The following is a 24,949-nucleotide window of genomic DNA, read 5'->3' on the forward strand; positions in this document are numbered from 1 at the left end:
TTCTCCGGGGCGCCGCCTGGGTAATTTGTTCTCCAGCCCCCGTGAGGGCCATGACCTACAAAAACGATAACCAACGCCGCAAAGGCCTTGAGGGAGAAGTCATGAAGCTATCGATCAAAGCGCTCGGCTGCGCCGCGCTGATGCTCGCCGCCGGCACCAGCTGGGCCGCCGAGCCCGCCCAATGCCAGAACGTGCGCATGGGCAGCGTGAACTGGACCGACGTGGTGGCCAGCAGCGCCGTGGCCGAAGCCGTGCTCGACGGCCTGGGCTACAAGGTCAAGCAGACCAGCGCCTCGCAGCAGATCATCCTTGCCGGCATGGCCGACAAGCAGCTCGACGTCTTCCTCGGCTATTGGCAGCCGACCATGCAGCCGGTGGCCAAACCCTACCTCGACAAGCAGCAGATCGACGTGATCACCCCGCCGACCCTGCCCGACGCGCAGTCCACCTACGCCGTGCCCAGCTATGTCTACGACGGCGGACTGAAGACCTTCGCCGACATCGCCAAGTTCAAGGACAAGCTGAGCAACAAGATCTACCTGATCGAGCCCGGCAGCGGCTCCAACCGCATCACCGCGAAGATGATCGCCGACGACAAGTTCGGCCTGAAGGGCTTCCAGATCGTCGAGTCCAGCGAGGCCGGCATGCTCACCGCGGTCAAGCGCGCCATCAAGCGCAAGCAGTGGGTGGTGTTCTTCGGCTGGAAGCCGCACCCGATGAACCTGCAGATCGACATGAAATACCTCACCGGCAGCGACGACGTATTCGGCCCCGACGAAGGCTCCGCCACCGTCTCGATCATGACCGCCGGCGGCTACCAGGCGCAGTGCGGCAACGTCGCCAAGCTGCTGCACAACCTCAAGTTCAGCAGCGAGCAGGTGAGCCAGGTGATGGTGCCGATCCTCGACCGCAGCCAGCCGGTGGACGCCGCCAAGGCCTGGCTGAAGCAGAACCCCGAGCCGCTCAAGGCCTGGCTCGACGGCGTGACCACCTATGACGGCAAGGATGGCCTCGCCGCCGTCCAGGCCTCGCTGAAATAGCGCCCGGACAAACACCTCCCACCAGCAACTCCCTGCGCGCCGCCCGGCGCGCAGTGGGTTCGTTCGACCCGAAGAAGGACAGCCACCGTGAACCATGAAGTGATAGTCACCTGCGCGGTGACCGGCGCCGGCGATACCGTCGGCAAGCACCCGGCCATTCCCGTCACCCCCAAGGAAATCGCCGCCGCCGCCATCGAGGCCGCCAAGGCCGGCGCCACCGTCGCCCACTGCCACGTCCGCGACCCGCAGACCGGCAAGCCCAGCCGCGACGTGAACCTCTACCGCGAAGTGGTCGAACGCATCCGCGAGAGCGACACCGACATCATCATCAACCTCACCGCCGGCATGGGCGGCGACCTGCAGATCGGCCAGGGCGAGCAGCCGCTGGAGTTCGGCGCCGGCACCGACCTGGTCGGCCCGCTGGAGCGCCTCAAGCACGTCGAGGAGCTGCTGCCGGAAATCTGCACCCTGGACTGCGGCACCCTGAACTTCGGCGACGGCGACTTCATCTACGTCTCCACCCCGGCCCAGCTGCGCGCCGGCGCCAAGCGCATCACCGAGCTGGGGGTGAAGGCCGAGCTGGAAATCTTCGACACCGGCCACCTCTGGTTCGCCAGGCAGATGCTCAAGGAAGGCCTGCTGGAAGACCCGCTGATCCAGATCTGCCTCGGTATCCCGTGGGGCGCCCCGGCGGACACCACCACCATGAAGGCCATGGCCGACAACATCCCCGACGGCCTGACCTGGGCCGGCTTCGGCATCGGCCGCTCGCAGATGCCGATGGTCGCTCAGGCCATGCTGCTGGGCGGCAACGTGCGGGTCGGCCTGGAGGACAACATCTGGCTGGACCGCGGCGTGCACGCCAGCAACGGCCAACTGGTCGAGCGCGCCATCGAGATCATCGAGCGCCTCGGCGGCCGCGCCCTGAGCCCGGCCGAGGGGCGCAGGAAGATGAACCTCAAACCCCGTTGATTGCGAACCGTAGGGCGAGTAACCCGGAACGGGTTATCCGCCGCCGAACTGGATCGGCGGATAACGCTGCGCGTTATGCGCCCTACGAAGAACCCGACGCCCCGCCCACTTTCCGGAGCCACCCATGTCCTTCATCACCCAAATCAAGACCTTCGCCGCCCTCGGCAGCGGCGTCATCGGCAGCGGCTGGGTCGCCCGCGCCCTGGCCCATGGCCTCGACGTCATCGCCTGGGACCCGGCTCCCGGCGCCGAAGCTGCGCTGCGTGCGCGCATCGCCAACGCCTGGCCGGCCCTGGAAAAGGCCGGCCTCGCCCCCGGCGCCTCGCCCGATCGCCTGCGCTTCGTCGCCACCATCGAAGAATGCGTGCGTGATGCCGACTTCATTCAGGAAAGCGCCCCCGAACGCCTCGACCTGAAATGCGAGCTGCACGCGAAGATCAGCGCCGCCGCCAAGCCCAATGCCCTGATCGGCTCCAGCACCTCGGGCCTGCTGCCCAGCGAGTTCTATGCCGACGCCACGCACCCCGAGCGCTGCGTGGTCGGCCACCCGTTCAACCCGGTCTACCTGCTGCCGCTGGTGGAAGTGGTGGGCGGCGCGAAGACCGCGCCGGAAGCGGTGCAGGCCGCCATCCAGGTCTACCAGTCCCTCGGCATGCGCCCGCTGCACGTGCGCAAGGAAGTCCCCGGCTTCATCGCCGACCGCCTGCTCGAAGCCCTCTGGCGCGAAGCGCTGCACCTGGTCAACGACGGCGTCGCCAGCACCGGCGAGATCGACGACGCCATCCGCTTCGGTGCCGGCCTGCGCTGGTCCTTCATGGGCACCTTCCTCACCTACACCCTGGCCGGCGGCAACGCCGGGATGCGCCACTTCATGGCTCAGTTCGGCCCGGCGCTGCAACTGCCCTGGACCTACCTGCCCGCCCCGGAGCTGACCGACACCCTGATCGACCGCGTGGTGGAAGGCACCGCCGAGCAGCAGGGCAGCCGCAGCATCGCCGAGCTGGAACGCTACCGCGACGACTGCCTGCTGGCGGTGCTCGGCGCCATCAAGGAGACCAAGACCAAACACGGCTTCGCCTTCGCCGACTAACCTCTCATTTCACCGCCCGCTCCGGACGGCCCCCTCTCTCTTCAGGGGGGGGACGCCTAGTTAGAGGGTTGGGGAGAGGGGACCTGAATAGAGAGCCGAAAATGCACGCCCTGAAAACCTACGAATCCCCCATCCTCGCCGAGTGGACCGACTACAACGGCCACCTGCGCGACGCCTTCTACCTGCTGCTGTTCAGCTACGCCACCGACGCCCTGATGGACCACCTCGGCCTCGACGCCGAGCACCGCGCGGCGACCAACGATTCACTGTTCACCCTTGAGGTGCACCTCAACTACCTGCACGAGGTGAAGGAGGGCGAGAGGGTCGAAGTGCGCACCCAGCTGATCGCCCACGACCGCAAGCGCCTGCAGGTTTTCCACAGCCTGCACCGCGCTGGAGAAGACCTCGCCCTGGCCGCCAGCGAACAGATGCTGCTGCACGTGAACCTCGAAGGTGGCGCGCGCTCGGCGCCCTTCGAAGGCGTCGTGCTCGAGCGCGTGCTGGCGCTGGCCGAGGCCCATCGCCCATTGCCGCGCCCGGATTACGTGGGCCGCGTCATCGGCCTGCCGGGCTGATTCGCCGTGAGCCGGAGCTATCCGCTGTCCGATGCCATGCAGGCCTTCGTCGCCGAGACGGAGGCCCACCCACTGGAAGGCCCCACGCTCGCTGCCCAGCGGGAAAACTACGAGCGCATGGCCGCCGCCTTTGCGCCACCGCTTCCGCCGGGCCTGCTGGTGCGCGACGTACAGCCTGACGGCCTGGTCGAGCTGCGCCTCTACCGGCCTGAAGGCGCACCGCCGGCCAATGGCTGGCCGACCATTTTCTACATCCACGGTGGCGGCTGGGTGCTGGGCAATGCCCGTACCCACGACATGATCTGCATTCCCCTGGCCGTCGAACTGGGTGCGCTGGTGGTCGCCATCAGCTACCGGCTGGCGCCCGAGCATCCCTATCCCGCCGCCCTCAACGACTGCCTCGACACCTGGTGGCGGATTCACCAGGACCGCCTCGGCGAGCCTGTGGATAAAACCCGCATTGCGGTCGCTGGCGACAGTGGCGGCGCCAACCTCGCCGCCGCGCTGTGCCTGGCCCTGCGCGGCGCTGGCGAAGCGCTGCCACTGGTCCAGGCGCTGATCTACCCCGCGCTGGGAAACCTCGACACGCCCTCGCGCACCACCTGCGCCGACGCGCCATTGATGACCAGCGCGGCGGTCGACGAATACCTCGCCGCGTACCTCTCGCGCCCCGCCGACTGGCGCGACCCGCTGGCGCTGCCGCTGCTCGCCGAAGACCTCGGCGGCCTGCCACCCGCCTTTATTGCCGTCGCCCAGTTCGACCCATTGCGTGACGACGGCGCGCTTTACCGCGACCGCCTGCGCGAAGCCGGCGTGGCGGTGGATTACTTCCCCGGTGCCGGGCTCGTCCACGGCTGCCTGCGCGCCCGGCGCGTGGCGGAAGTGGATGCCCTGCGCGGCGCCCTGATCGCGGCCCTGCGCCGCAGCCTGAGTCGATGAGGAGGAATGCATGCAGACCACGTTGGAGAACCCCGGCGTCGCCGACTGGCGCACTTACCGGCTGACCGCCGCACTGGCCAGCCTGCGCCCGCTGGAGAATCGCCTCGAAGTGCTCTGGGCCGACGGCCGCGTCAGCCCTTTCCACCACCAGTGGCTGCGCGACAACTGCCCCTGCGGCGAGTGCGTCTACAGCGTCACCCGCGAGCAGGTGCTGGAGATCATCGACGTCCCCGCGAACCTCGCCCCGTCCCGCGCCAGCCTTGATCAGGGCCAGCTGTGCATCGATTGGCAGGACGGCCACCGCAGCCGCTTCGACCCCGGCTGGCTGCGCGCGCATGCTTATGACGACGAGTCCCGCGCCGAACGCCTGGCCGCGCACCAGACCACCCGCGTCTGGCGCCGTGACTTCGAGGTGCCGGTGTTCCAGCACGACCAACTGATGGACGACGACTCCGCGCTGCTGGAATGGATGCTCGCCCTGCGCGACCTCGGTCTCAGCCGCGTGGATGGCGTGCCCACCGCGCCCGGCTCCCTGCACCGCATCGCCCAGCGCATCGCTTTCATCCGGGAGACCAATTTCGGTGTGCTGTTCGATGTGAAGTCCAAGGCCGCGGCCGCCGACAGCAACGCCTACACCGCCTTCAACCTGCCGCTGCACACCGATTTGCCGACCCGCGAACTGCAACCGGGACTGCAATTCCTGCACTGCCTGGTGAACAACGCCGACGGCGGCGACAGCGTGTTCGTCGACGGCTTCGCCATCGCCCAGGCACTGCGCGACGAAGCGCCGGAAGACTTCCGCACGCTCTGCGAGATGCCCATCGAATTTCGCAACAAGGACCGCCGCAGCGACTACCGCTGCCTGGCGCCGGTGATCGCCCTGGACGCGCGGGGCGAGATCAGCGAAATCCGCATCGCCAACTTCCTGCGCGGCCCCTTCGACGCCCCGGCCGAGCGCATGGATGCGCTGTATCACGCCTGGCGGGCCTTCCTCACGCTCACCCGTGAACCGCGCTTCCGCCTGCAACAGAAGCTGCGCGCCGGGCAGATGTGGTGCTTCGACAACCGTCGCACCCTGCACGCCCGCACCGCCTTCGACCCTGCCAGCGGCGAACGCCACCTGCAGGGCTGCTACATCGACCGCGACGAACTGCTGTCGCGCATCCTGGTGTTGCAGCGCGACCTCTGAGGCGCGGAGCTACCTGTAGGAGCGATGGCGTCCCCCTCGCTCCTACGACAATCACCTTCAGCCGGACAAAAAAATCCCCTGCGGCGCCCGACGCGCGGCAGGGGACAAATCGAGCCGGTTCGGGCTCTCAGTGTGCGAGGCCCTGCAACCGAGCCGGTGCCGGCTGCAGGGTATGGAAGCCAGTCTGCGCGTCGCGTCGCCGCCTCGGTTAGCCGAAAGCGACCTGCGCTTGCCCGCCGCGGACATTCCGTCGGCATGGTGCTTGCCGCGCCTCGCCGGGCTTACCAGAATCGATGCAGACCCCTGCCGCTCCCAAGGAGACCCGCGATGATGCACGCCGACCTGATCGACCAGGACGATTTCCGCGAACGCCTGCAAGCGCTGGGTTTTGCCGTGCCGCCGGGCATCACCGCCGAGCAGGCCTGCGAATACGCGGTGCGTGGCCTGACCCCGGAGCGCTCGCTGGCGCTGCGCCGTCTGGTGGAGGAAATGCTCGCGGGGAACGCGACGCTGCTGCCTGCGGTGCGCGAGGCGATCTCCCGGCAATTGCTGCCGGCGCTGGTCCCCAAAGTGTGACAATCAGGCGCACAGGCAAGCGTCGTTTGTGCGCTGCATCTCCCGGAAATTGGGAAATGGCCTACAGTTCGTCTGGATAATGGCCTAAGGGCATCATGTATCAAATATGATCCAATCCGTTTTTTTGGACGGACTGGCCGTAAGGCCAGAAGACAGGGATCGTAAGGATGCATGCTCTCTACCGTGGCTGGATGGCCGTCCTGGCATTCTGCTGTGCCTCGGCAAGCTTTGCCGCGCCACTCCCCTCGCCGGGTGACAACGACCTTCAGCGCCAGCGCCAGGAACAACTGCTGCGCGAACAGCGCCAGCGCCTGGAAGAGCTCCAGCAGCTCCCCGGCAAGGCGCCGACCGAAGCGCCGCCGACCACCGCGCCGGACACCCGTTGCTTCACTGTCCGCACCATCACCCTCGAAGGCGCCGAACATCTCGACGCGCGCTCGCGCGAAGCGCTGCTGGCGCCGTATCGGGGCCAATGCCTGGGTGTGAACCAGCTCAACGAGCTGCTCAAGGGCATCACCGATCAGTACCTGTCGCGCGGCTTCGTCACCACCCGTGCCTACCTGCCGCAGCAGGACCTCTCCAGTGGCGAACTGAAGATCATCGTGGTCGAGGGGCGCTTCGAAGGCTTCGACCAGTCGGAGCTGGCCAGCGAACGCGAGCTGGCCATGACCTTTCCCGGCGCCACCGGGGAAGCCCTGAACCTGCGCGACCTGGAACAGCTGGTCGACCAGATCAACCGCCTGCCCTCGCGTCAGGCGCAGATGGAACTGGTACCGGGCAAGGAAGTAGGCGGCAGCCGCGTGCAGCTCAAGGGCGAGCGCAGCAAACCCTGGCGCGTCTCCGCCAGCCGCGACAACAACGGCGATTCCACCTCCGGCGAACAGCAGGCCGGCGTCGGCTTCGACTGGGACAGTCCGCTGGGCCTGGCCGACCAGTTCGGCCTGCGCTACGGCGAGGATGTGGTCAGCGACCACTGGAAGCACTCCGACAACCAGAGCCTGTGGTACAGCGTTCCCTACGGCTGGTGGACCTTCAACTACAGCTACAGCCGCAACTACTACCGCACCCGCAACGAAGACGCCGGCTTCGCCTTCAAGTACGACGGCGATAACGAGACCCACCAACTGGGCGCCCAGCGCGTGCTGTTCCGCGACGACGTAAGCAAGACCGGGGTGAGCTTCGGTCTCAGCCACCAGCGCACGCGCAACTACATCGACGGCACCCTGCTCGACGTCTCCAGCACCCACCTCAGCGAATTCAGCCTGGGCTTCAACCACGGCCGACGCATCGGCAGCGCCTTCGTCAACGCCGATATCGGCTGGCAGCGCGGCATCGGCGCCTTCGGCGCGCAGGACGATGACCACGACGCCCCGCACGGCAGCCCCACCGCCCGCTACAACAAATACAGCCTGACCCTGAGCTACCTGCAGCCGTTCACGCTGTGGGAGCAAGCCTTCAGCTTCGAAAGCCTCGCCACCGGCCAGTACAGCGAAGACGTGCTCTACAGCCCGCAGCGCATCAGCCTGGGCGGCCTCAGCTCGATCCGCGGCTTCAAGGACCAGACCCTCTCCGGCGACTCCGGCTACTACTGGCGCAACCAGCTGCGCTGGCGCCGCGCCGTGACCTGGGAGCCGCTGCTGCCCTGGGTGCAGGAATACGGGGTGGCCTACGCGTACGACTTCGGCGCCATCGAGCATGGCCAATACAACCCGGGGCTCTCCGGGCGCATGAGCGGCCATGGCGTGGAGTTCAGCGCGCGCGGGCAGTACGCCGCCGCCTCCGTGACCCTGGCGCGCTCGCTGGAGCGCCCCGACCTCATCGAACGACGCGAGCACCCGGTGTATTTCCGCCTCGACGTCTTCTTCTGAACCGATTCGCTCTTTAGCTAGTAGCTGGCATCTGCCGGCACTTGGGAGATTCCCACATGGACGTACGCCACCCGCTGTACCAGGCCATTGCCAGCGTGCTTGCCGGCATCCTGATCCTCAACCCCATCGTCGCGGCAGCGGCCGAGCTGGCGGTGGACGCGGCAGCCGGTGGCAATACGCACCTGGGCGCGGCGGGCAATGGCGTGCCCGTGGTGAACATCGCTACGCCCAACGGCGCGGGCCTCTCCCACAACAAGTTCACTGACTACAACGTCGGCCAGAATGGCCTGATCCTCAACAACGCCACCGGCAAGACCCAGTCCACGCAGCTGGGCGGAATCATCGTCGGCAACCCCAACCTCAAGGGGCAGGCTGCGCAGAAGATCCTCAACGAAGTCACCGGGGCCAGCCCGTCGCAACTGCGCGGCTACACCGAAGTGGCCGGGCAGGCCGCCCACGTCATCGTCGCCAACCCCCACGGCATCACCTGCAACGGCTGTGGCTTCATCAATACCCCGCGGGCCACGCTGACCACCGGCAAGCCGCTGATGGATGGCGAGCGCCTGCGTGGCTATGACGTCGACGGCGGCGAGATCAGCGTCGAAGGCGCCGGCCTGAACGCCAGCAACCTCGACCAGTTCGAACTGATTACCCGCAGCGCCAGGCTCAACGCCGACCTCTACGCGCAGCAACTCGCCGTGGTGACCGGCCGCAACCAGGTGGACGCCGAGACCCTCGCCGCCACCGCCAAGGCCGACGACGGCAGCGCCAAGCCGCAACTGGCCATCGACAGCTCCGCGCTGGGTGGCATGTACGCCGGCGCCATCCGCCTGGTGGGCACCGAACAGGGTGTCGGCGTAAAACTCGCCGGCAACATGGCGGCCAGCGCCGGCGATATCCAGATCGACGCCAACGGCCAGTTGAGCCTCGCTCAGACCAGCGCCGCCGGTAGCCTGCGGGCCAAGGCGCAGGACATCGCCTTGACCGGGCCGGCCTATGCCAGCGGCACGGCGAATCTTGAAGCCAATGGCCAACTGTCGGTCGGCAAGAGCCTGGCTGCCGGTGGGCAGGTCCAGCTCAAGGCGGCGCAATTGACCAACGAAGGTCAGATCGTCAGCGGCATCGATGGTGAGCAGCGCAACGCCGGCCAGAACCTCGATATCACCGCTAACTCAGTCAGCAACCGTGGGCGCCTGGATGCCACCGGCGCGGCAAACCTCAGCGCCGGTACTGTCGATAACGCTGGGCAGGTCTATGCCGATCGCGTAGCCCTCAGCGCGCGTAACGCCGTGGATAACCGTGGCAGCGTGCAAGGCCGCGAAGTCACCTTGCATGCCACGCAATTCAACAACCTGGGCGCCAGCGCGCAGCTGATCGGCGAACAGAGCCTGCTGCTCAATGCTCCCGGCGTCGCCAACCTGGGCGGTCTGATTCGATTTGCCGACAACCAGACGGCCACGCTGAACTTCGCCACCCTGGACAACCGCAACGGGCGCCTGGAGGTGAACGGCGGCAGCCTGACCTTGACCGGCGGCACGCTGAACAACCAGCAAGGCCGCATCGTCGGTGGCACCGCACGCATCGATGCTCAGCGTATCGACAACGGTGCCGGCGTGATTGGCAGCAGCCAGGGCGACCTGACCCTGAGCAGCCAGGACGTTTTGAACAATGCAGGCGGCAAACTCCAGGCCGCGCGCGACCTGACGGTTAAAGCCAGCGCGGTGGATAACCGCGCCGGCACACTGGTCGGCAATCACCTGAGCATCACCGGCAGCAGCCTGGACAACCGCGACCAGGGCGTCCTCAGCGCCGAGCAGGGTGACCTGACGCTGAAGCTGGACAACGCATTCGACAACGGCAGCGGCCTTGCCCAGGCCACTGGCGTCCTGCTGCTGGAGGCTGGCAGCATCAATAACGCCGCCGGCAAACTGATCGCCGACTCGCTCACCCTCACCACACCCGGCGCCGTGAGCAACAGCGGTGGCACCCTCGCTGCCAAGCAACTGAACCTTTCCGCGCAAACCGTCGACAACCAGGGCGGTCGGCTGCAGGCGCAAAACGCGCTGCAGCTCAGCGCCGAAGAGTTGAAGAACAGCCAGGGTCTGCTGCTGGCCAACAGCCTCGATGTGCAGCTCGGCCGCCTCAGCGGCAACGCCAACGGCACCTTGAGTGCGGACGGCCTGCTCAAGCTCGTGGTGCGCAACGCCCTTGATAACAGCCTGGGCCACCTGCAATCGCAACAGGGCAACCTCGAGATCAGCGCCGGCAGCCTGGACAACCGTCAAGGTGCATTGGTCGGTGCACAACTGCTGCTGGCCGTTGCCGGAGCACTCGACAACCGTGCCGGCCGCATCGTCGGCGACGGCATCCGTGCCAGCGCTTCCACTATCGACAATAGCGACCAGGGGCTGGTGGTGGCGGGCACCGATGGTGTGAGCCTGAACGCGGCGCAACGCCTGTCCAGCAACCAGGGGCGCATCCAGAGCGATGGCGCCATCGAACTTCAGGCGTCGCAACTGGAGAACCGCGGTGGCGTGGTGCTCGGCAAACGCATCGAAGTGCGCGGCAGCGACCTGGATAACAGCCAGGGCGGCGCCCTGGTCAGCAATGGCGCCGAGGTTCTGCTGAACCTGGACGGGGTACTGAACAACGCCACCGGCCTGATCGACGCCGGTAACCAGGCACTCACCTTCGCGCGCGCGGTGGCAAGCCTGAACAACCAGGGCGGCACCTTGCGCGGCGAGCGTATCGATCTGCTGGCCGGCTCCATCGACAACTCCGCCTCCGGCCGGCTGCTGGCTGGCGCCAGCGGCCTTTCGCTGAGCGCCAGCACGGTGAACAACCAGCGTGGCCTTATCTATGCACAGGGCGGTTCGATCACCGCCGAGCTGGCTACCGGCAGCCTGCAGAATCAGGCCGGCACCGTACAGGGCGACTACGTGAAGGTCACCGCCGCCAGCCTGGACAACAGCCAGGACAACGGCGACGCCGGCATCATCGCCAGCCTGCTCGGCAAGCTCGAACTGCTGGTCGACAACCTGACCAACCGCGGCGGCCAATTGTTCGCCAAGGGTGACTTGAGCGTCGATGGCCTGAACCTGGATAACAACGCCGGGCAGATCAGCGGCGGCAGCGTCACTCTCAATAGCCGCGGTGCCCTGGACAACCACGGCGGCCTGATCGAATCGGCCGGCAATCTTTCCCTGGACAGCGCCACCCTGGACAACAGCCAGGGCGGCCGCCTGCGCGCGCTGGGCGGTGATAGCAGCCATATCCGCAGCACAGGCCAGTTGAACAACCAGGGCGGCAGCATTGGCGTGGCCAGTGAAGCCTTCGAGCTCAGCAGCGGCACCTCCCTGCTCAACGCCCAAGGGGATATCCAGCACGCCGGCACCGGCCTCTTCCAGCTGGGGGCGGCCAACCTCTCCGGTGGCGGCTCGATCAGCGGCCTGGGTAGCGGGCTGTGGCAGCTGGGCAGCCTGTCCGGCATCGGCCAGATGCGCCTCAACGGCGTTCTCGACCTGCGCCTGCAACAGGGCCTGGACATCGCCGCTGGCGAGCGAATCGCCAGCGCCAGCGACCTGATCCTCAGCGCCGCCTACCTCAACAACCGGGGCGAGTTGCTCAGCGACGGCGACCTCACCCTCACCAGCGCCGGCGACCTGTACAACAGCGGGGTGCTCTCCGCACAGCAGCAGCTCGGCATCACCGCGAACAACCTGACCCAGCGCGGCGGCCGCATCGCCAGCGGGCTGGACACCCAGCTCAACCTCGCCGGCACCCTGGACAACCAGGGCTGGCTGATCGCCAACCAGACCCTGCGCGCCAACGCTGCACAAGTGATCAACGACGGCACCCTCGGTGCCCTGGGCGCGCTGACCCTCACCAGCGGCAGCATCGCCAACGGCGCGGACAGCCTGCTGTTCAGTGGCGGCGACATGACCCTGCGCGCCGCCAGCCTGAGCAACCGCTACGGCGACCTCTACAGCCAGGGCAGCCTCGACTTCGCAGGCCAGGACGGCGGCCTCGCGCAGAGCTTCTCCAACCGTTCCGGCACCATCGAAGCGCAGGGCAATATCCAGCTGAACGTCGCCAGCCTGGAGAACGTCCGCGACGTCTTCGCCTTCGAGCAGAGCACCAGCTTCGGCGAGTTCGACGTGCGCTGCGGCCAGCACTGCGGCGGCCACGACTCGTTCAAGCGCGGCAAGATCAACGTCGAAGAAACCATCGAAGAGCGCATCACCCAGAACAGCCCCGCTGCCTGGCTCACCGCTGGTCGCAACCTGACCATCGACGCCGGCTCGGTGGAGAACCGCAACAGCACCATCGCCGCCAACGGCGACCTGACCATCAATGCCGATTCCCTGCTCAACCAGGGCAACTCTTCGCGCACCGGCAGCAAGGTCCTGGTCATCAACACCGTATCCGGCGACTACGGCAAGATCCCCACCGGCCAGTGGGACGCCATGGAACGCCTGGCCCGCCAGTTCAACACCCAGATGGCCCAGGGCATCTTCGACCAGGACCTCTACGACCAGCTCTGGACCGTCTATGGCGGTGATCGCTGGGTCGTCGGCACGCCCGTCATCACCTGGACCGACAACGCCGACCAGACCGCCCCGGCCACCCTCCAGGCCGGTAACCGCGTCAATCTCAACGTCGCCCAGAACCTGCAGAATGGCACCATCGCCGACTACACCCTGGCCCAGCTCACCGGGCAACTGGCCGGCAGCCAACTGGGGCAGCAGACCGGTGCGATCAACCTCACCATCAACAAGGCCAGCAGCGACGCCCAGGCTCGCGGCCCGCAAACCGTCGAGACAGTCACTCGCACTGCCCCTGACGGCAGCCAGCAGATCAGCTTCGTTCCCGTCGACTACACCGGCGTGCCCTTCGCCGCCGTCGACCCGACCGCAGCCGACACCTTCCGCTTGCCGCAAGGCCAGTACGGCCTGTTCATTCGCGCCACCGATCCCGGCGCGAACTACCTCATCGAAAGCAACCCGGCCCTCACCGACCTGGGCAAGTTCCTCAACTCCGGCTACCTGCTCGACAAGCTCGGCTTCGACGCCGACAAGGCCTGGAAGCGCCTGGGCGATGGCGCCTACGAAACCCGCCTGATCCGCGAAGCCATCCAGGCCAAGACCGGCCAGCGCTTCATCGACGGCCTGGCCAGCGATTACGACCAGTTCCAGTACCTGATGGACAACGCCCTGGCCGCCAAGGACGCGCTCAAGCTCAGCGTGGGCGTCGGCCTCTCGGCCGAGCAGGTGGCCGCGCTCACCCACGACATCGTCTGGATGGAAAGCCGCGTCATCGATGGCCAGCAAGTCCTCGTCCCGGTGGTCTACCTGGCCCAGACCGACGAGCGCAACCTGCGCGGCAACAGCCTCATTCAGGGGCGCGACCTCAACCTCATGGCCGGTGGCGACCTGCTTAACGTCGGCACCCTGCGCGCCAGCCACGACCTCAACGCCGTGGCCGGTGGCAGCATCCTCCAGGGCGGCCTGGTCGACGCCGGTGAGCGCGTCAGCCTCTTGGCCGGCGACAGCATCCGCAACGCCCTCGCCGGGCAGATCCGCGGCGACCAGATCGACCTCACCGCCCTGCGCGGCGATATCGTCAACGACCGCACCGCCGTCACGGCCAGCATCGGCGGCAGCGAATACAAGAGCTTCCTCGACGCCGGCGCCAGCATCACCGCCCGCAGCGACCTGAGCCTGGACGCCGCCCGCGACATCACCAACCGCGGCGCCCTCAGCGGCGGCGACGACGCCTACGTCAGCGCCGGCCGCGACATCAACCTCGAAGCCGTCACCGACGCCAGCCGCCTGCGTGACGTGCAGAAAGGCGGCCACCATGTCACCACTACCACCGTCGAGCAGAACCACGGCTCCAGCCTCACCGCCGGCGGCGACCTGATACTCGATGCCGGGCGCGACCTGAATGTGGTGGGGAGCAAGGCCAGCGCTGGGCAGGACTTGTGGGTCGGGGTTGGCCGCGACGTCAACGTCGTGTCCGTGGCGAACAGCCAGGAAGTCGAAACTCGCAGCAAGAGCAGCAACCGCCGCACCGTTGAACAGCAAGGCCAGGTGCAGCATCAATCGTCTGCTTTGGAGGCGGGCAACGACGTTTCGATCTATGCCGGACAGGACCTGGCCGTCGTTGGTAGCCAGATTCGCGCGGGCGGCAATGTCGCCCTGGACGCCGAGCGGGACGTGGCCATCGTCGCCTCTACGGATAGCCAGGACGCGTATTTCTACCAGAAGAAAAAAGGTTCCTGGGGCAAAAGCAAGTCCGAAATGTCGCAAGGGCATGCCGAGGCTAACGTCGACTCGGTCATTCAGGCCGGCAAGGACCTCACCGTCAACATCAGCAAGTCCGAGGACGGTGGCATCCGCCTGAACGGTGGTCGTGATGTGGTGGTCGCTGGCAGTCAACTGCAAGCTGGAAACGACCTGATGCTGGGGGCGACCCGAGACGTTTCGATCCTGGCCACGGAACAGGACCAGGCGAGCGCCAGCGGCAAGAGCAAATCCAGCACCTTCGGTGTCTCCAAGACGAAGTCGACCAGCAATAACGCCTCCACTGAGCAAGTCGGCTCCATCCTTCAAGGTGGCAACGATACCGTCGTCGTTGCGGGGCGTGACATCGACGTCGGAGCCAGCCGCATTGGTGCAGGCCGCGACGTGGAACTGCACGCCGGCAAGCTCGACGCCACGGGCGATATCAACATCGTTGCCGGCACCAACAGCAGCTCCTCGTACACCGAGAAGCAGCGCAGCAAATGGGGCCTCAGCAACTCCGGCAACATGGTGTCCATCAACACCGCCAGCAAGGCCGGCAACACCAGCGAGCAGACCTTCAACGCACCGAGTGAAATTGCGGCGGGGCGTGATGTGCGCATGACCTCCGCGCGTGACATCAACGTCGTAGGCAGCAACATCGCAGCCGAGCGCACGGTGGGCATGCAGGCTGATCGCGACGTCAACATCCTGTCCGGTGAAAGCACCTCCAGCGCCAAGGACTGGGACAAGAAGCGCCAGACCGGCCTGGGCTGGAAAGCCGAGGAAACCACCGGCGTCGCCTACCTGGGCATCGACTGGAATGCCGAGCATGGCAAGCAGGTCGACACCGCCGCGGCGGGCAGCCAGATCCGTGCCGGCGAGGACCTCGACATTCGTGCCGGGCGCGATATCCGCCAGCAGGGTAGTGACCTCGACGCCGGCCGTGACATTCGCCTGGTCGCCGGCCGTGACATCGTCTCAGACGCCGGGCAGGACACCAGCGAACAGGAGCGGGTCAAGCGGCACCAGCGCGCCAGCATCGGCGTGCAGGGCAGCCAGAGCATCAGCACCGGTATTCAGAACTTCGGTCACCTGGGGGATGGCGAGACTGTCTTCGGCAAGGTCTCCAGTGTGCTGAAGACCATCGACGGCACCAGCGACGCAGGCGCCTCCGCGAGCATCTACATCGGTGCCGCCCAGGAGCAGAGCAACCACCAGGCGCAGCAGTACGACGCGCGCAACTCCACCCTCAATGCCGGCCGCGACATCATTGCCCAGGCCGGCCGCGACATCACCTTGCAGGGCACTCAGGCCGACGCCGGACGCAACATCGTGCTTGATGCCGGGCGCGACCTGAGCATCCAGAGCAGCCAGAGCAACTACCGCAGCAAGGACCGTAGCGACAGTGTCAGCGGCTCGGTGGGGATTGGCATCGGCAACTACAACGTTGCCAGCCAGCGAGGCTCCAGCAATGTTGGCTCGAACAGCTCCGGCGCCAACACCTCCAACAGCGGCATCTACGGCGCAGGCTCCGTGGCCTGGAACAACCAGGAGCAGAACGGCTCGCGGCAGAACAACGCCCACCTCAACGCCGGTGGCGATATCGACCTGCGCAGCGGCCGCGACACCCTGATCGCCGGCGCCACGGTGGAAGGTAGCGGCGTGAAGATCGACGTCGGCCGCGACCTCACCGTCGCCTCCGTGCGCGACCAGGACCGCATCGAAGGCAACGGCCAGAGTCACAGCGGCTCGGGGGGCTTTGGTGGCGGCAGCGGCGCGATCTCCGTCAGCAAGACCGACGGCAAGACCAATTGGGTGGGCGAACAGACCCGCATCCAGGGCCGCGACAGCGTCGACATCTACACCGAAGGCCACACCCAGCTCGATGGCGCGGTCATCGCCAGTAACACCGGCAACCTGGTCATCAACACCGGCACCTTCGGCCACAGCGACCTCTACGACAAGGACCGCTACAAGAGCACCGACATCACCTCGGGCATGGCCTACAACAGCAAGGAAAACGAAAAGGACGGCAAGACCACCAACGACCAGGCCCAGGTCCCCAACAAGTTCATTGCCGGCAGCTACGACATCCGCAACGCCGAACAGGTCAACCGTGCCACGGTGGGCGCCGGTGAGATCTTCGTGCGCGACAACCCGGGGCAGGACCTTTCAGGCCTTAATCGCGATACGGACAAGGCGCAGGAACTGCTGAAGGATGAGCACAAGGGCGAGGAGCTGTATGTCAGCACCAACTCGGTGGAGAAGGTGCAAGGGGCTGTCGACTACGTTGCGGAATACGCTCCCCATGTAGCCAAGGGCATGCAGCGTTCCTATGCGGAGAAGGAACTGGCATCCGGCACGCCGGATGAACGCAGCGACGCCGCCCGTAAACTTTTCCAGTATCAGGTCGGCAACGATGCCGATACGGCAGCGGGGCAAGCACTATCTGATCGCCTTGCCGATTTGGCCCGACAAGACCCGGCAGCCGCCAAAGAAGCGCTGAACCTGATTCAGCAACTGCAGAACACGCACATGCCTCCCGGCAGTCAGAACATAGTGGCTCTTGAGATAGGAGCAGTAGCGCTGGTCGTACTGGCCGCGGGCGGAGTGGTGATCTCCACTAACCCCGAGTACCAGCAAAAGCTGACCGATGCGCTAGCTTCACTGCCCGATGCTCAGAAGCGCAATCTCGAGAACCTGACGGGGCTGCTGGGGACTGAAGGCTTCCCGATTCACAAAGGCGATATCGGTAAGTTCATCTTCCCGGTGGCGGACCTGGACAGCGTACCGGCGAACGCAGGGTATGGGGCCGGTGGGAAGATCGAGCTTCCCACGCATACGGGGGGGAATCAGACTCCGCAGGTTGAGAGCGGCAATACTGGCTTCCCGGTGAGTGAGTTGCCGGCGCCGGGGAATATGTATAGTGAGTCGCCGTTAGATTATGAGGCGGCTCCGTACCATGGGAAAAATGACAATGCCGTTAAAAGTAAAGCTCCTGCTAATGGACAAGCAGCGCTAGATGGATCTATTCAGGTGAAGCCAACTTCGCCTCGAAGGGTAGGAATTGACTACGCTGCTGGTGAGTTTGTTGTTTTTGACAAGACGATAGATACCACGTATCACGGACATGTAAGATCTTGGAAAGACCTTCATCCTGATATGCAAAGGGCGTTACAGAGTGCCGGGTTAGTGGATCGTAAAGGGAAAATATTGATCGGAAATAATTGATATGAATTCTTATTCTAGATGTTCCGTTGAAGATACTTTTGCTAATGGGGATGAAAAAATAATATGTGATGCAATTTTGTTGATGACATTTAATGATCCTGATTGGAAGTGGGTTCAAAATAAGCTTCTTGATTTTTTATCCAGTCCATCAGAGAGCATTAGAGGAGTATCAGCAACCTGTCTAGGTCACTTAGCTAGGATTCATGGGGTATTGGAGAAGGGGAAAGTAATAAAGAAGCTGAGTGCCCTCCGGGCAGATAAAGATATTTCTGGGCAAGTTGAAAGTGCGATGGAGGATATTGAAATGTTTCTGTGAGTGTCCGGTTGTCTCTATAAGAAATGCTGCTGTAAGTGTTCGTCTTGAAAAGCCTTAAGTGCTTTTTAGAAAGAAAAGGGAAAGAAAAGGGGACGAAAGAAAAGAAGAAAAGGGGACAGATTTATTTTTCTACTCTAAAGCTGAACGCGGAGTCAGAGTTAGAGTACGGAAAATAAATCTGTCCCCTTTTTTGGTCCTTTTTTGTCCCCTTTTTTGTGCTCAACAGAGAAATTTCCAACTCGCGCTCTGTGTTTACCATCGCCCCGGATGAGCTAAAAGGAATTCATCAGAGCAGATCTGTCGTGAAGTCTCCTGTTACAGCTCTGCCAGATGGTCAATTTGTGAGGACGGTTGATGTAGGTCGGGCTATTGGCACTACTACGCTGAAGGATGGTGGTGCTCCCACCTCGGCAATAAGGGTGTTCACTGATAAAGCGGGGAACTTGATAACAGCTTTCCCGGTTAAGGCAGGCAATTGATGCGCGCTCTTCCTACGAAAATATGGCAGCAATTCCAGTTCGCAGTAGCTGCTTTGAGTGATGAGGCACCTTTGAGGAAAGTTCTTGAGGTAGTGCTGTTCTGGATTAGAGTAAATGGCAAGTATCTTGCTGATGAGCCGTTTTCTATCTATGGGTTTGATGAAATTGCGAAAATAGATGAAGAGGCCATGCCGGTTGAGTATTCATCATTTAAGGAGAGTGATCTAATAAATTTTAAGAGTATTGTTCAGAGGCGTGAGGCTAGAGATGTTGAGGCTATTGCAAGATTTTTGCGTGACACGGTTGAGGAACTGGTGGCTATTGAAGTTGACCAGCAATGCCCGAAGTGCGGATCGGAAGGGATGCGAATTTTCGTAGGTAGGCGTAATGGATTATTGGCTTGCCAGTGCAAAGTGTGTGGATACGCCTACTATTCGGATGGTTCTAGGGTTGAGGTTGGTGGGTTAAAGTTTGCGCGTGAAAGGCAGTTGCGAGAGCTTGGTCTGATTTAGTGGTCCAAAAGGTGTAGCAACAGCCGAAAGAGCAGCATTACCAGCGGGATATCGCGAAGGATCGTCGGCAGGTTCTGGATTTGCAGAGACTGCAGGTCTACCGGATGGTTATTGCAGGGTAATCAATATCAAGACCTGCAACACGGAAGTGCTGGCAGCAGATGGAAAACTGTACCTGGAAACAGGCAATGGACTACAATCCAAGGCGGGAGGAAATTTAGCGGGGCTGGTTGAGGCGGAAAAAAGTATTGCGGCTGGTAAGGAGCCAACCCGCTTCATTGATGGAGTTACGGTTGTTGATAAGAAAACCGGTAACGTCCTCCAAGGTACTGTTGATTTTGGCCCAACTCTAGATCGGATAAAATCAGGTGGATCCTACCCTCACAAAAACGATGGTTCTATATTCCAAAATCGTGCAGGAGATTTGCCGGTTAAGCCCGCTGGCTACTACACGGAGTATGTACACCCTACCCCAGGAGTCACAGGGCTTGGAGCTCAGCGTATAGTTGTCGGCAAGGGAGGTGAGATGTACTACACTGCAGATCACTATAAGACATTTATTTCGATCAATAATTGAGGGTTAACTCATTGTCGATAGAGTATTATGAGTCGATGCCATCATATAGTGCTGCGGAAGTGTTTTATGTGAGGGTTGATCCTGGTATATCTGGTCCGGACGAGCTATTGAAGGCTCTGTATTATTTATTGTGGTTTCCAGGGTATTTTGGGTTTAATTGGGATGCCCTGTATGATTGTTTGAGTGATCTTGAGTGGATTCCCTACCGAAAAATTGTTGTTGTACATGAGCGCCTTCCAGATTTTGCAGACGAAGATTTGAAGATTTACTTGGAAGTTTTACGTGATGCAGTTGCCAGTTGGTCAGAAAGTGAAGCTCATGAGTTAGAAGTTTTCTTTCGAAAAAGCGATCAATGTAGAGTGGAAAGTATTTTAGCTAGCTAGTTGTTGCAAACGGGGCAGCAACAACCGAAAAAGCAGCATCGCCAGCGGGATATCGCGAAGGCCGGCAAGCTCGACGCCGCGGCCGACATCAACATCGTTGCCGGCATCGATAGCAGCTCCTCGTACACCGAGAAGCAGCGCAGCAAATGGGGCATCAGCAAATCCGGCAACATGGTGGCGATCAACACCGCTAGCAAGGCCGGCAACACAAGCGAGCAGACCTCCGACGACGGCCTGGCCAGCGATTACGACCAGTTCCAGTACCTGATGGACAACGCCCTGGCCGCCAAGGACGCGCTCAAGCTCAGCGTGGGCGTCGGCCTCTCAGCCGAACAGGTGGCCGCGCTCACCCACGACATCGTCTGGATGGAAAGCCGCGTCATCGATGGCCAGCAAGTCCTCGTCCCGGTGGTCTACCTGGCCCAGACCGACGAGCGCAACCTGCGCGGCAACAGCCTCATTCAGGGTCGCGACCTCAACCTCATGGCCGGTGGCGACCTGCTCAACGTCGGCACCCTGCGCGCCAGCCACGACCTCAACGCCGTGGCCGGTGGCAGCATCCTCCAGGGCGGCCTGGTCGAGGCTGGCGAGCGCGTCAGCCTCTTGGCCGGCGACAGCATCCGCAACGCCCTTGCCGGGCAGATACGCGGCGGCCAGATCGACCTCACCGCCCTGCGCGGCGACATCGTCAACGACCGCACCGCCGTCACAGCCAGCATCGGCGGCAGCGAATACAAGAGCTTCCTCGACGCCGGCGCCAGCATCACCGCCCGCAGCGACCTGAGCCTGGACGCGGCCCGCGACATCACCAACCGCGGCGCCCTCAGCAGCGGCGGCGACGCCTACGTCAGCGCTGGCCGCGACATCAACCTCGAAGCCGTCACCGACGCTAGCCGCCTGCGCGACGTGCAGAAAGGCGGCCACCACGTCACCACTACCACCATCGAACAGAACCACGGCTCCAGCCTGAGTGCGGGCGGCAGCCTGACCCTTGATGCCGGGCGTGACCTGAACGTGATTGGCAGCAAGGCCAGCGCCAAGGGCGACCTGACCGCCAGCGCCAGCCGTGACATCAACCTGCGCTCCGTCGAAGACAGCGCCAACGTCGAGGTCCGCAGCAAGACAAGCAACAGCCGAACCCAGGAGCAGACAGGGCAAACCCGGCAAACCAGCGCTGAACTTGTTTCCGGTGGCGATCTGCTGGCGATGGCGGGGCAGGACCTTAACCTCACCGCCAGCACCATCAGTGCCAGCAACGAGGCTTACCTCTACGCGGCCCGTGACGTGAATCTGCAGTCGGCAGCCGAAACGGACAGCCACTCGCTCAGCAAGACCAAGCGCAGCAGTGGGCTGCTTTCCAGCTCAGAGAAGAAAACCGAAGGCAGCAGCCTTTACACCACCCAGGCTGGCTCGCTGGTCAGCGCCGACAAGATCGCCATTCGCGCCGGCCAGGACATCGGCGTCAGTGGCAGCGACGTCGCCTCCACCAACGGCACCAGCCTGCTCGCCGGGCGCAACGTCCTGATCGACGGCGCCACCGAAAGCACCGACACCCGTCACGCCGAATCGAAAAAGAAATCCGGCGTGATGAGCAGCGGCGGCATCGGCTTCACCCTCGGCTCGGCCAGCAGCAAGGCCACCGACACCAACCACACCGAGCAAACCCGCGGCAGCACCATCGGCAGCGTGCTCGGCAACGTCGACATCCAGGCCGGCAAAGATCTCACCATCCGTGGCTCCGACGTCATCGCCGGCAAGGACATCAACCTTATCGGGCAGAACGTCAGCATCCTGGCGGCGCAGAACGAAAACCACAGTGAGCAGACCTACAAGAGCAAGAGCAGCGGCCTGACCTTGGCCCTGTCCGGCAGCGTCGGCAGCGCGATGGACGCGGGCTACCAGACCGCGAAGGAAGCCAGGCACGAAGACGACTCTCGCGTCTCCGCCCTGCAAGGCATCAAGGCTGGCCTGACCGGCGTGCAAGCCTGGCAGGCAGCCCAGCAAGGCACAGCAGAAGGCGGCGCCAGCCAGTTCTTCGGCATCAGCGCCTCGCTCGGCTCGCAGAAGTCCAGCTCGCAGCAGACCCAGCAGCAGAGCGTCAGCCAGGGCAGCAGCCTGAGCGCCGGCAACAACCTCAACATCCTCGCCACCGGCAGCGGCGCAGTGGGGCAGGATGGCGACATCCGCATCCAGGGCAGCCAGCTCAAGGCTGGCAACGACATGCTGCTGGCGGCCAACCGCGACATCACCCTGGAAGCCGCCGCCAACACCCAGAAGCTCGACGGCAAGAACAAGAGCAGCGGCGGCGCAGTGGGCATCAGCCTGGGCTACAGCGCGGACAACGGCGTAGGCCTGAGCATCTTCGCCAATGCCAACCAAGGCTCTGGCAAGGAAATCGGCACCGGCACCACCTGGACCGAAACCACCCTCGACGCCGGCAACAAAGTCTCGCTGGTCAGCGGGCGCGATACCTCCCTGATTGGCGCCCAGGCCAACGGCGAGCAGATCATCGCCAACGTCGGCCGCGACCTGACCCTGAAAAGCCTGCAAGACAGCGACTACTACGACGCCAAGCAGAAGAACGTCAGCGGCGGCGGCAGCGTCGCCATCATCGGTAGCGGCGGCAGCGCCAACGTCAGCGCCAGCCAGAGCAAGATCGACTCCAACTACAAAAGCGTGCAGGAGCAAACCGGCCTATACGCGGGCAAGGATGGCTTCCAGATCACCGTGGGCAACCACACGCAACTGGACGGCAGCGTCATCGCCAGCACCGCCGACGCCGACAAGAACCGCCTGAGCACCGGCACCCTGGGCTGGAGCAGCCTGGAGAACAAGGCCGACTACAAGAGCCAGCAACAGAGCGTCAGCGTCAGCAGCGCCAGCGACGGCAGCGGCCAATTCATCAGCAACATGCCCAGCGGCATGATCGTCGCCTACAACCACGGCGACAGCGCCAGCGGCACCACCGGCTCGGCCATCAGCGCTGGCACCATCGACATTCGAGACAGTGCCAACCAACAGCAAGACGTGGCCAGCCTGAGCCGCGACGTCGAACACGCCAACGGCAGCATCAGCCCGATCTTTGACAAGGAGAAAGAACAGCGCCGGCTGAAGGAAGTGCAGTTGATTGCCGAGATTGGCACTCAGGCGATGGACATCATCCGCACGCAGGGCGAGATCAACGCCAAGGACGCCGGGCGCAAGGAACTGAAAGAACAGGGCATCGACAACCCCACGCAGAAACAACTGGAAGCGACCGCCGCTTATCAGGATGTGATGCGCCAATACGGCATTGGCAGCGAATACCAGAAAGCCGCCCAGGCCGTCACCGCCGCCCTGCAATACCTGGCCGGCGGCGACATCGGCGGCGCCGTGGCCGGTGCCTCAGCGCCCTATGTGGCAACGCTAATCAAACAGCAGACCGGCGATAACGACACCGCTCGCATCATGGCCCACGCGGTGCTTGGTGCCATCGTGGCCAGCGCCCAAGGCAACTCCGGCGTGGCTGGTGCAGCGGGTGCTGCGACGGGTGAGCTGATTGCTACCACGGTATACCCCAACAAGAAACCCGAAGACCTGACGGAGAGTGAACGGCAGATCGTCTCGGCCCTCTCCACCCTCGCAGCGGGGATGGCGGGTGGTTTGGCCTCGGGGGATAGCGCTGGGGTTGTGGCGGCGGCTGGGGCGGGTAAGACGGCGGTTGAGAATAACTACCTTTATCTCGGTGAAATGAAGGAGCGTGAGCGCCGCTTAGCTGCTGCCGAGACAGACGAAGAGCGTAAGCAGATTCGAGATGAATATCGCGATCTTTCTCGGGAGCGAGATCAGGAAGTTTCTTCCCTATGCACTAGCGATCCGACTCGTTGTGCAGCGATCAAGCAACAACTGGCTGACGAATCACAAGCTGCGTGGGACTACAACCGCGAAGTCAGGAAGGAAAAAGCGGCCAATGCTCTCTTAATGTGGGGAGATATCCAAGGCAATGAAGAATCCCGTTTTGCGCTTGGTCGAGAATTAATAATCCAAGGTGGGGACAGTACTGATGCGTTCCTAAATGACTTCTCCGAGGCGATAGCGCAATCTGCTTCTGGTGCCGGTGGCCGTGGAGGGATGAGTGCGGTCATTGGTGGGTTGGCTGTCAAGCAAGGGATGGCTGCTACCGACGGAAAATATCAGCCGAACCAAGGAGCAGTTGGAAATATGAATGAGTTTCTGAGGCAGTCAGGCTTTGGAAGTCAGTTAAAAAACGACTCACAGAAAACTTCACAGCAGTACCAGGGGCAAAGTGTATATAAAGCTAGTTCAGATGTTGGTGAGTTCATAAAGAAAGGTGACCAGTTTTATCTCGATGGGCAGCATAAAAACCATCTTGAAGTATTTGATAAACGTGGTAATTTCAGAGCTGTGCTGAATTTGGATGGGACTATCAATAAGGCTAAAACAGATGCGGCAGTTGGGAGGAAGTTGAAATGATGGCTCTGAATGAAGTAAAGGGCTTGGTGAGCTCTTTGGCCGATTCACAAGGTGTTTCAGGTGAGTGGAGTATTAATGGTGATGTAAATATAGATGAGGAGCTTAGTAAGTATCTTGCTAACTTTAAGATTGAGCTTGAATTGCTAAGTAAAGCGGTAGGTGAGAATGACTTGATTACCGCAAAGTGTGCTTTGGTTATGATGAGGTTATATTCACTTAATTTGTCAAATTTGTTTTTGGATATTTTTGAAGATATAGAGAGAGTTGGTTGGTCTAAAGAGGGGGCTTTGCCGAATGTTCCAGAGGGGTATCAGATTCCTGATAGTTATAATTACAAAAAGAAATAGCGCTAAATTAGGAACGGCGAAGGAGGGTTGTTTTTCTACTCTAAAACTGGCTGGCGAGTCGGGGTTACAGTTTGAAAAATAAATCCTTCTCCTTT

15 protein-coding genes are annotated in these 24,949 nt (G+C 62.9%); all 15 read left to right on the forward strand.

Annotated features, from left to right (window positions below; genetic code table 11):
* Window positions 1–101 precede the first annotated feature (101 nt).
* Window positions 102–1,040, forward strand: coding sequence for a choline ABC transporter substrate-binding protein (gene choX, locus ACIPK7_RS11245; RefSeq protein ID WP_401087721.1), 939 nt, complete (start codon window positions 102–104; stop codon window positions 1,038–1,040).
* Between the two features lie 87 nt (window positions 1,041–1,127).
* Window positions 1,128–2,012: a 3-keto-5-aminohexanoate cleavage protein gene (locus ACIPK7_RS11250; protein WP_151188814.1), complete on the forward strand. Its 885-nt coding sequence runs from the start codon at window positions 1,128–1,130 to the stop codon at window positions 2,010–2,012.
* Between the two features lie 124 nt (window positions 2,013–2,136).
* Window positions 2,137–3,102 (forward strand): L-carnitine dehydrogenase, encoded by a 966-nt coding sequence (locus ACIPK7_RS11255; protein WP_081519026.1) that lies wholly within the window; start codon window positions 2,137–2,139, stop codon window positions 3,100–3,102.
* Window positions 3,103–3,203: 101 nt separating this feature from the next.
* Entirely contained in the window at window positions 3,204–3,677 is a 474-nt protein-coding gene (locus tag ACIPK7_RS11260) for a thioesterase family protein (protein WP_401087723.1), read from the forward strand.
* Between the two features lie 6 nt (window positions 3,678–3,683).
* Entirely contained in the window at window positions 3,684–4,616 is a 933-nt protein-coding gene (locus tag ACIPK7_RS11265; RefSeq protein WP_401087725.1) for an alpha/beta hydrolase, read from the forward strand.
* A 10-nt stretch (window positions 4,617–4,626) separates the two neighbouring features.
* A complete protein-coding gene (locus ACIPK7_RS11270) occupies window positions 4,627–5,805 on the forward strand; it encodes a gamma-butyrobetaine dioxygenase (protein ID WP_192435734.1) in 1,179 nt (392 codons plus the stop codon).
* A 327-nt stretch (window positions 5,806–6,132) separates the two neighbouring features.
* Window positions 6,133–6,381, forward strand: coding sequence for a hypothetical protein (locus tag ACIPK7_RS11275; protein WP_081519030.1), 249 nt, complete (start codon window positions 6,133–6,135; stop codon window positions 6,379–6,381).
* A gap of 167 nt (window positions 6,382–6,548) precedes the next feature.
* Window positions 6,549–8,249 carry a ShlB/FhaC/HecB family hemolysin secretion/activation protein gene (locus tag ACIPK7_RS11280; RefSeq protein ID WP_401087727.1) on the forward strand — a complete coding sequence of 567 codons (1,701 nt, stop codon included), beginning with the start codon at window positions 6,549–6,551 and terminating at the stop codon, window positions 8,247–8,249.
* A gap of 56 nt (window positions 8,250–8,305) precedes the next feature.
* The gene (locus ACIPK7_RS11285) at window positions 8,306–17,767 is read left to right on the forward strand and encodes a hemagglutinin repeat-containing protein (RefSeq protein WP_401087729.1); all 9,462 of its coding nucleotides are present in this window, start codon (window positions 8,306–8,308) and stop codon (window positions 17,765–17,767) included.
* 1 nt (window position 17,768) lies between these two features.
* A complete protein-coding gene (locus tag ACIPK7_RS11290; protein ID WP_401087731.1) occupies window positions 17,769–18,083 on the forward strand; it encodes a hypothetical protein in 315 nt (104 codons plus the stop codon).
* 478 nt (window positions 18,084–18,561) lie between these two features.
* Window positions 18,562–19,074: a hypothetical protein gene (locus ACIPK7_RS11295; protein ID WP_401087733.1), complete on the forward strand. Its 513-nt coding sequence runs from the start codon at window positions 18,562–18,564 to the stop codon at window positions 19,072–19,074.
* A 148-nt stretch (window positions 19,075–19,222) separates the two neighbouring features.
* Window positions 19,223–19,651, forward strand: coding sequence for a ribonuclease domain-containing protein (locus tag ACIPK7_RS11300; RefSeq protein WP_401087735.1), 429 nt, complete (start codon window positions 19,223–19,225; stop codon window positions 19,649–19,651).
* Between the two features lie 35 nt (window positions 19,652–19,686).
* Window positions 19,687–20,034: a barstar family protein gene (locus ACIPK7_RS11305; RefSeq protein WP_401087737.1), complete on the forward strand. Its 348-nt coding sequence runs from the start codon at window positions 19,687–19,689 to the stop codon at window positions 20,032–20,034.
* Between the two features lie 3 nt (window positions 20,035–20,037).
* Window positions 20,038–24,507, forward strand: a complete 4,470-nt coding sequence (locus tag ACIPK7_RS11310) for a hemagglutinin repeat-containing protein (RefSeq protein WP_401087739.1) — start codon at window positions 20,038–20,040, stop codon at window positions 24,505–24,507.
* A complete protein-coding gene (locus ACIPK7_RS11315; protein ID WP_401087741.1) occupies window positions 24,504–24,854 on the forward strand; it encodes a hypothetical protein in 351 nt (116 codons plus the stop codon). Before ACIPK7_RS11310 ends, ACIPK7_RS11315 begins: the two co-directional genes overlap by 4 nt.
* Window positions 24,855–24,949: the final 95 nt, after the last annotated feature.

Origin of the sequence: Pseudomonas sp. NPDC086581 (genome assembly GCF_044746165.1) — a bacterium.
In the GTDB taxonomy this organism is placed as follows: domain Bacteria; phylum Pseudomonadota; class Gammaproteobacteria; order Pseudomonadales; family Pseudomonadaceae; genus Pseudomonas.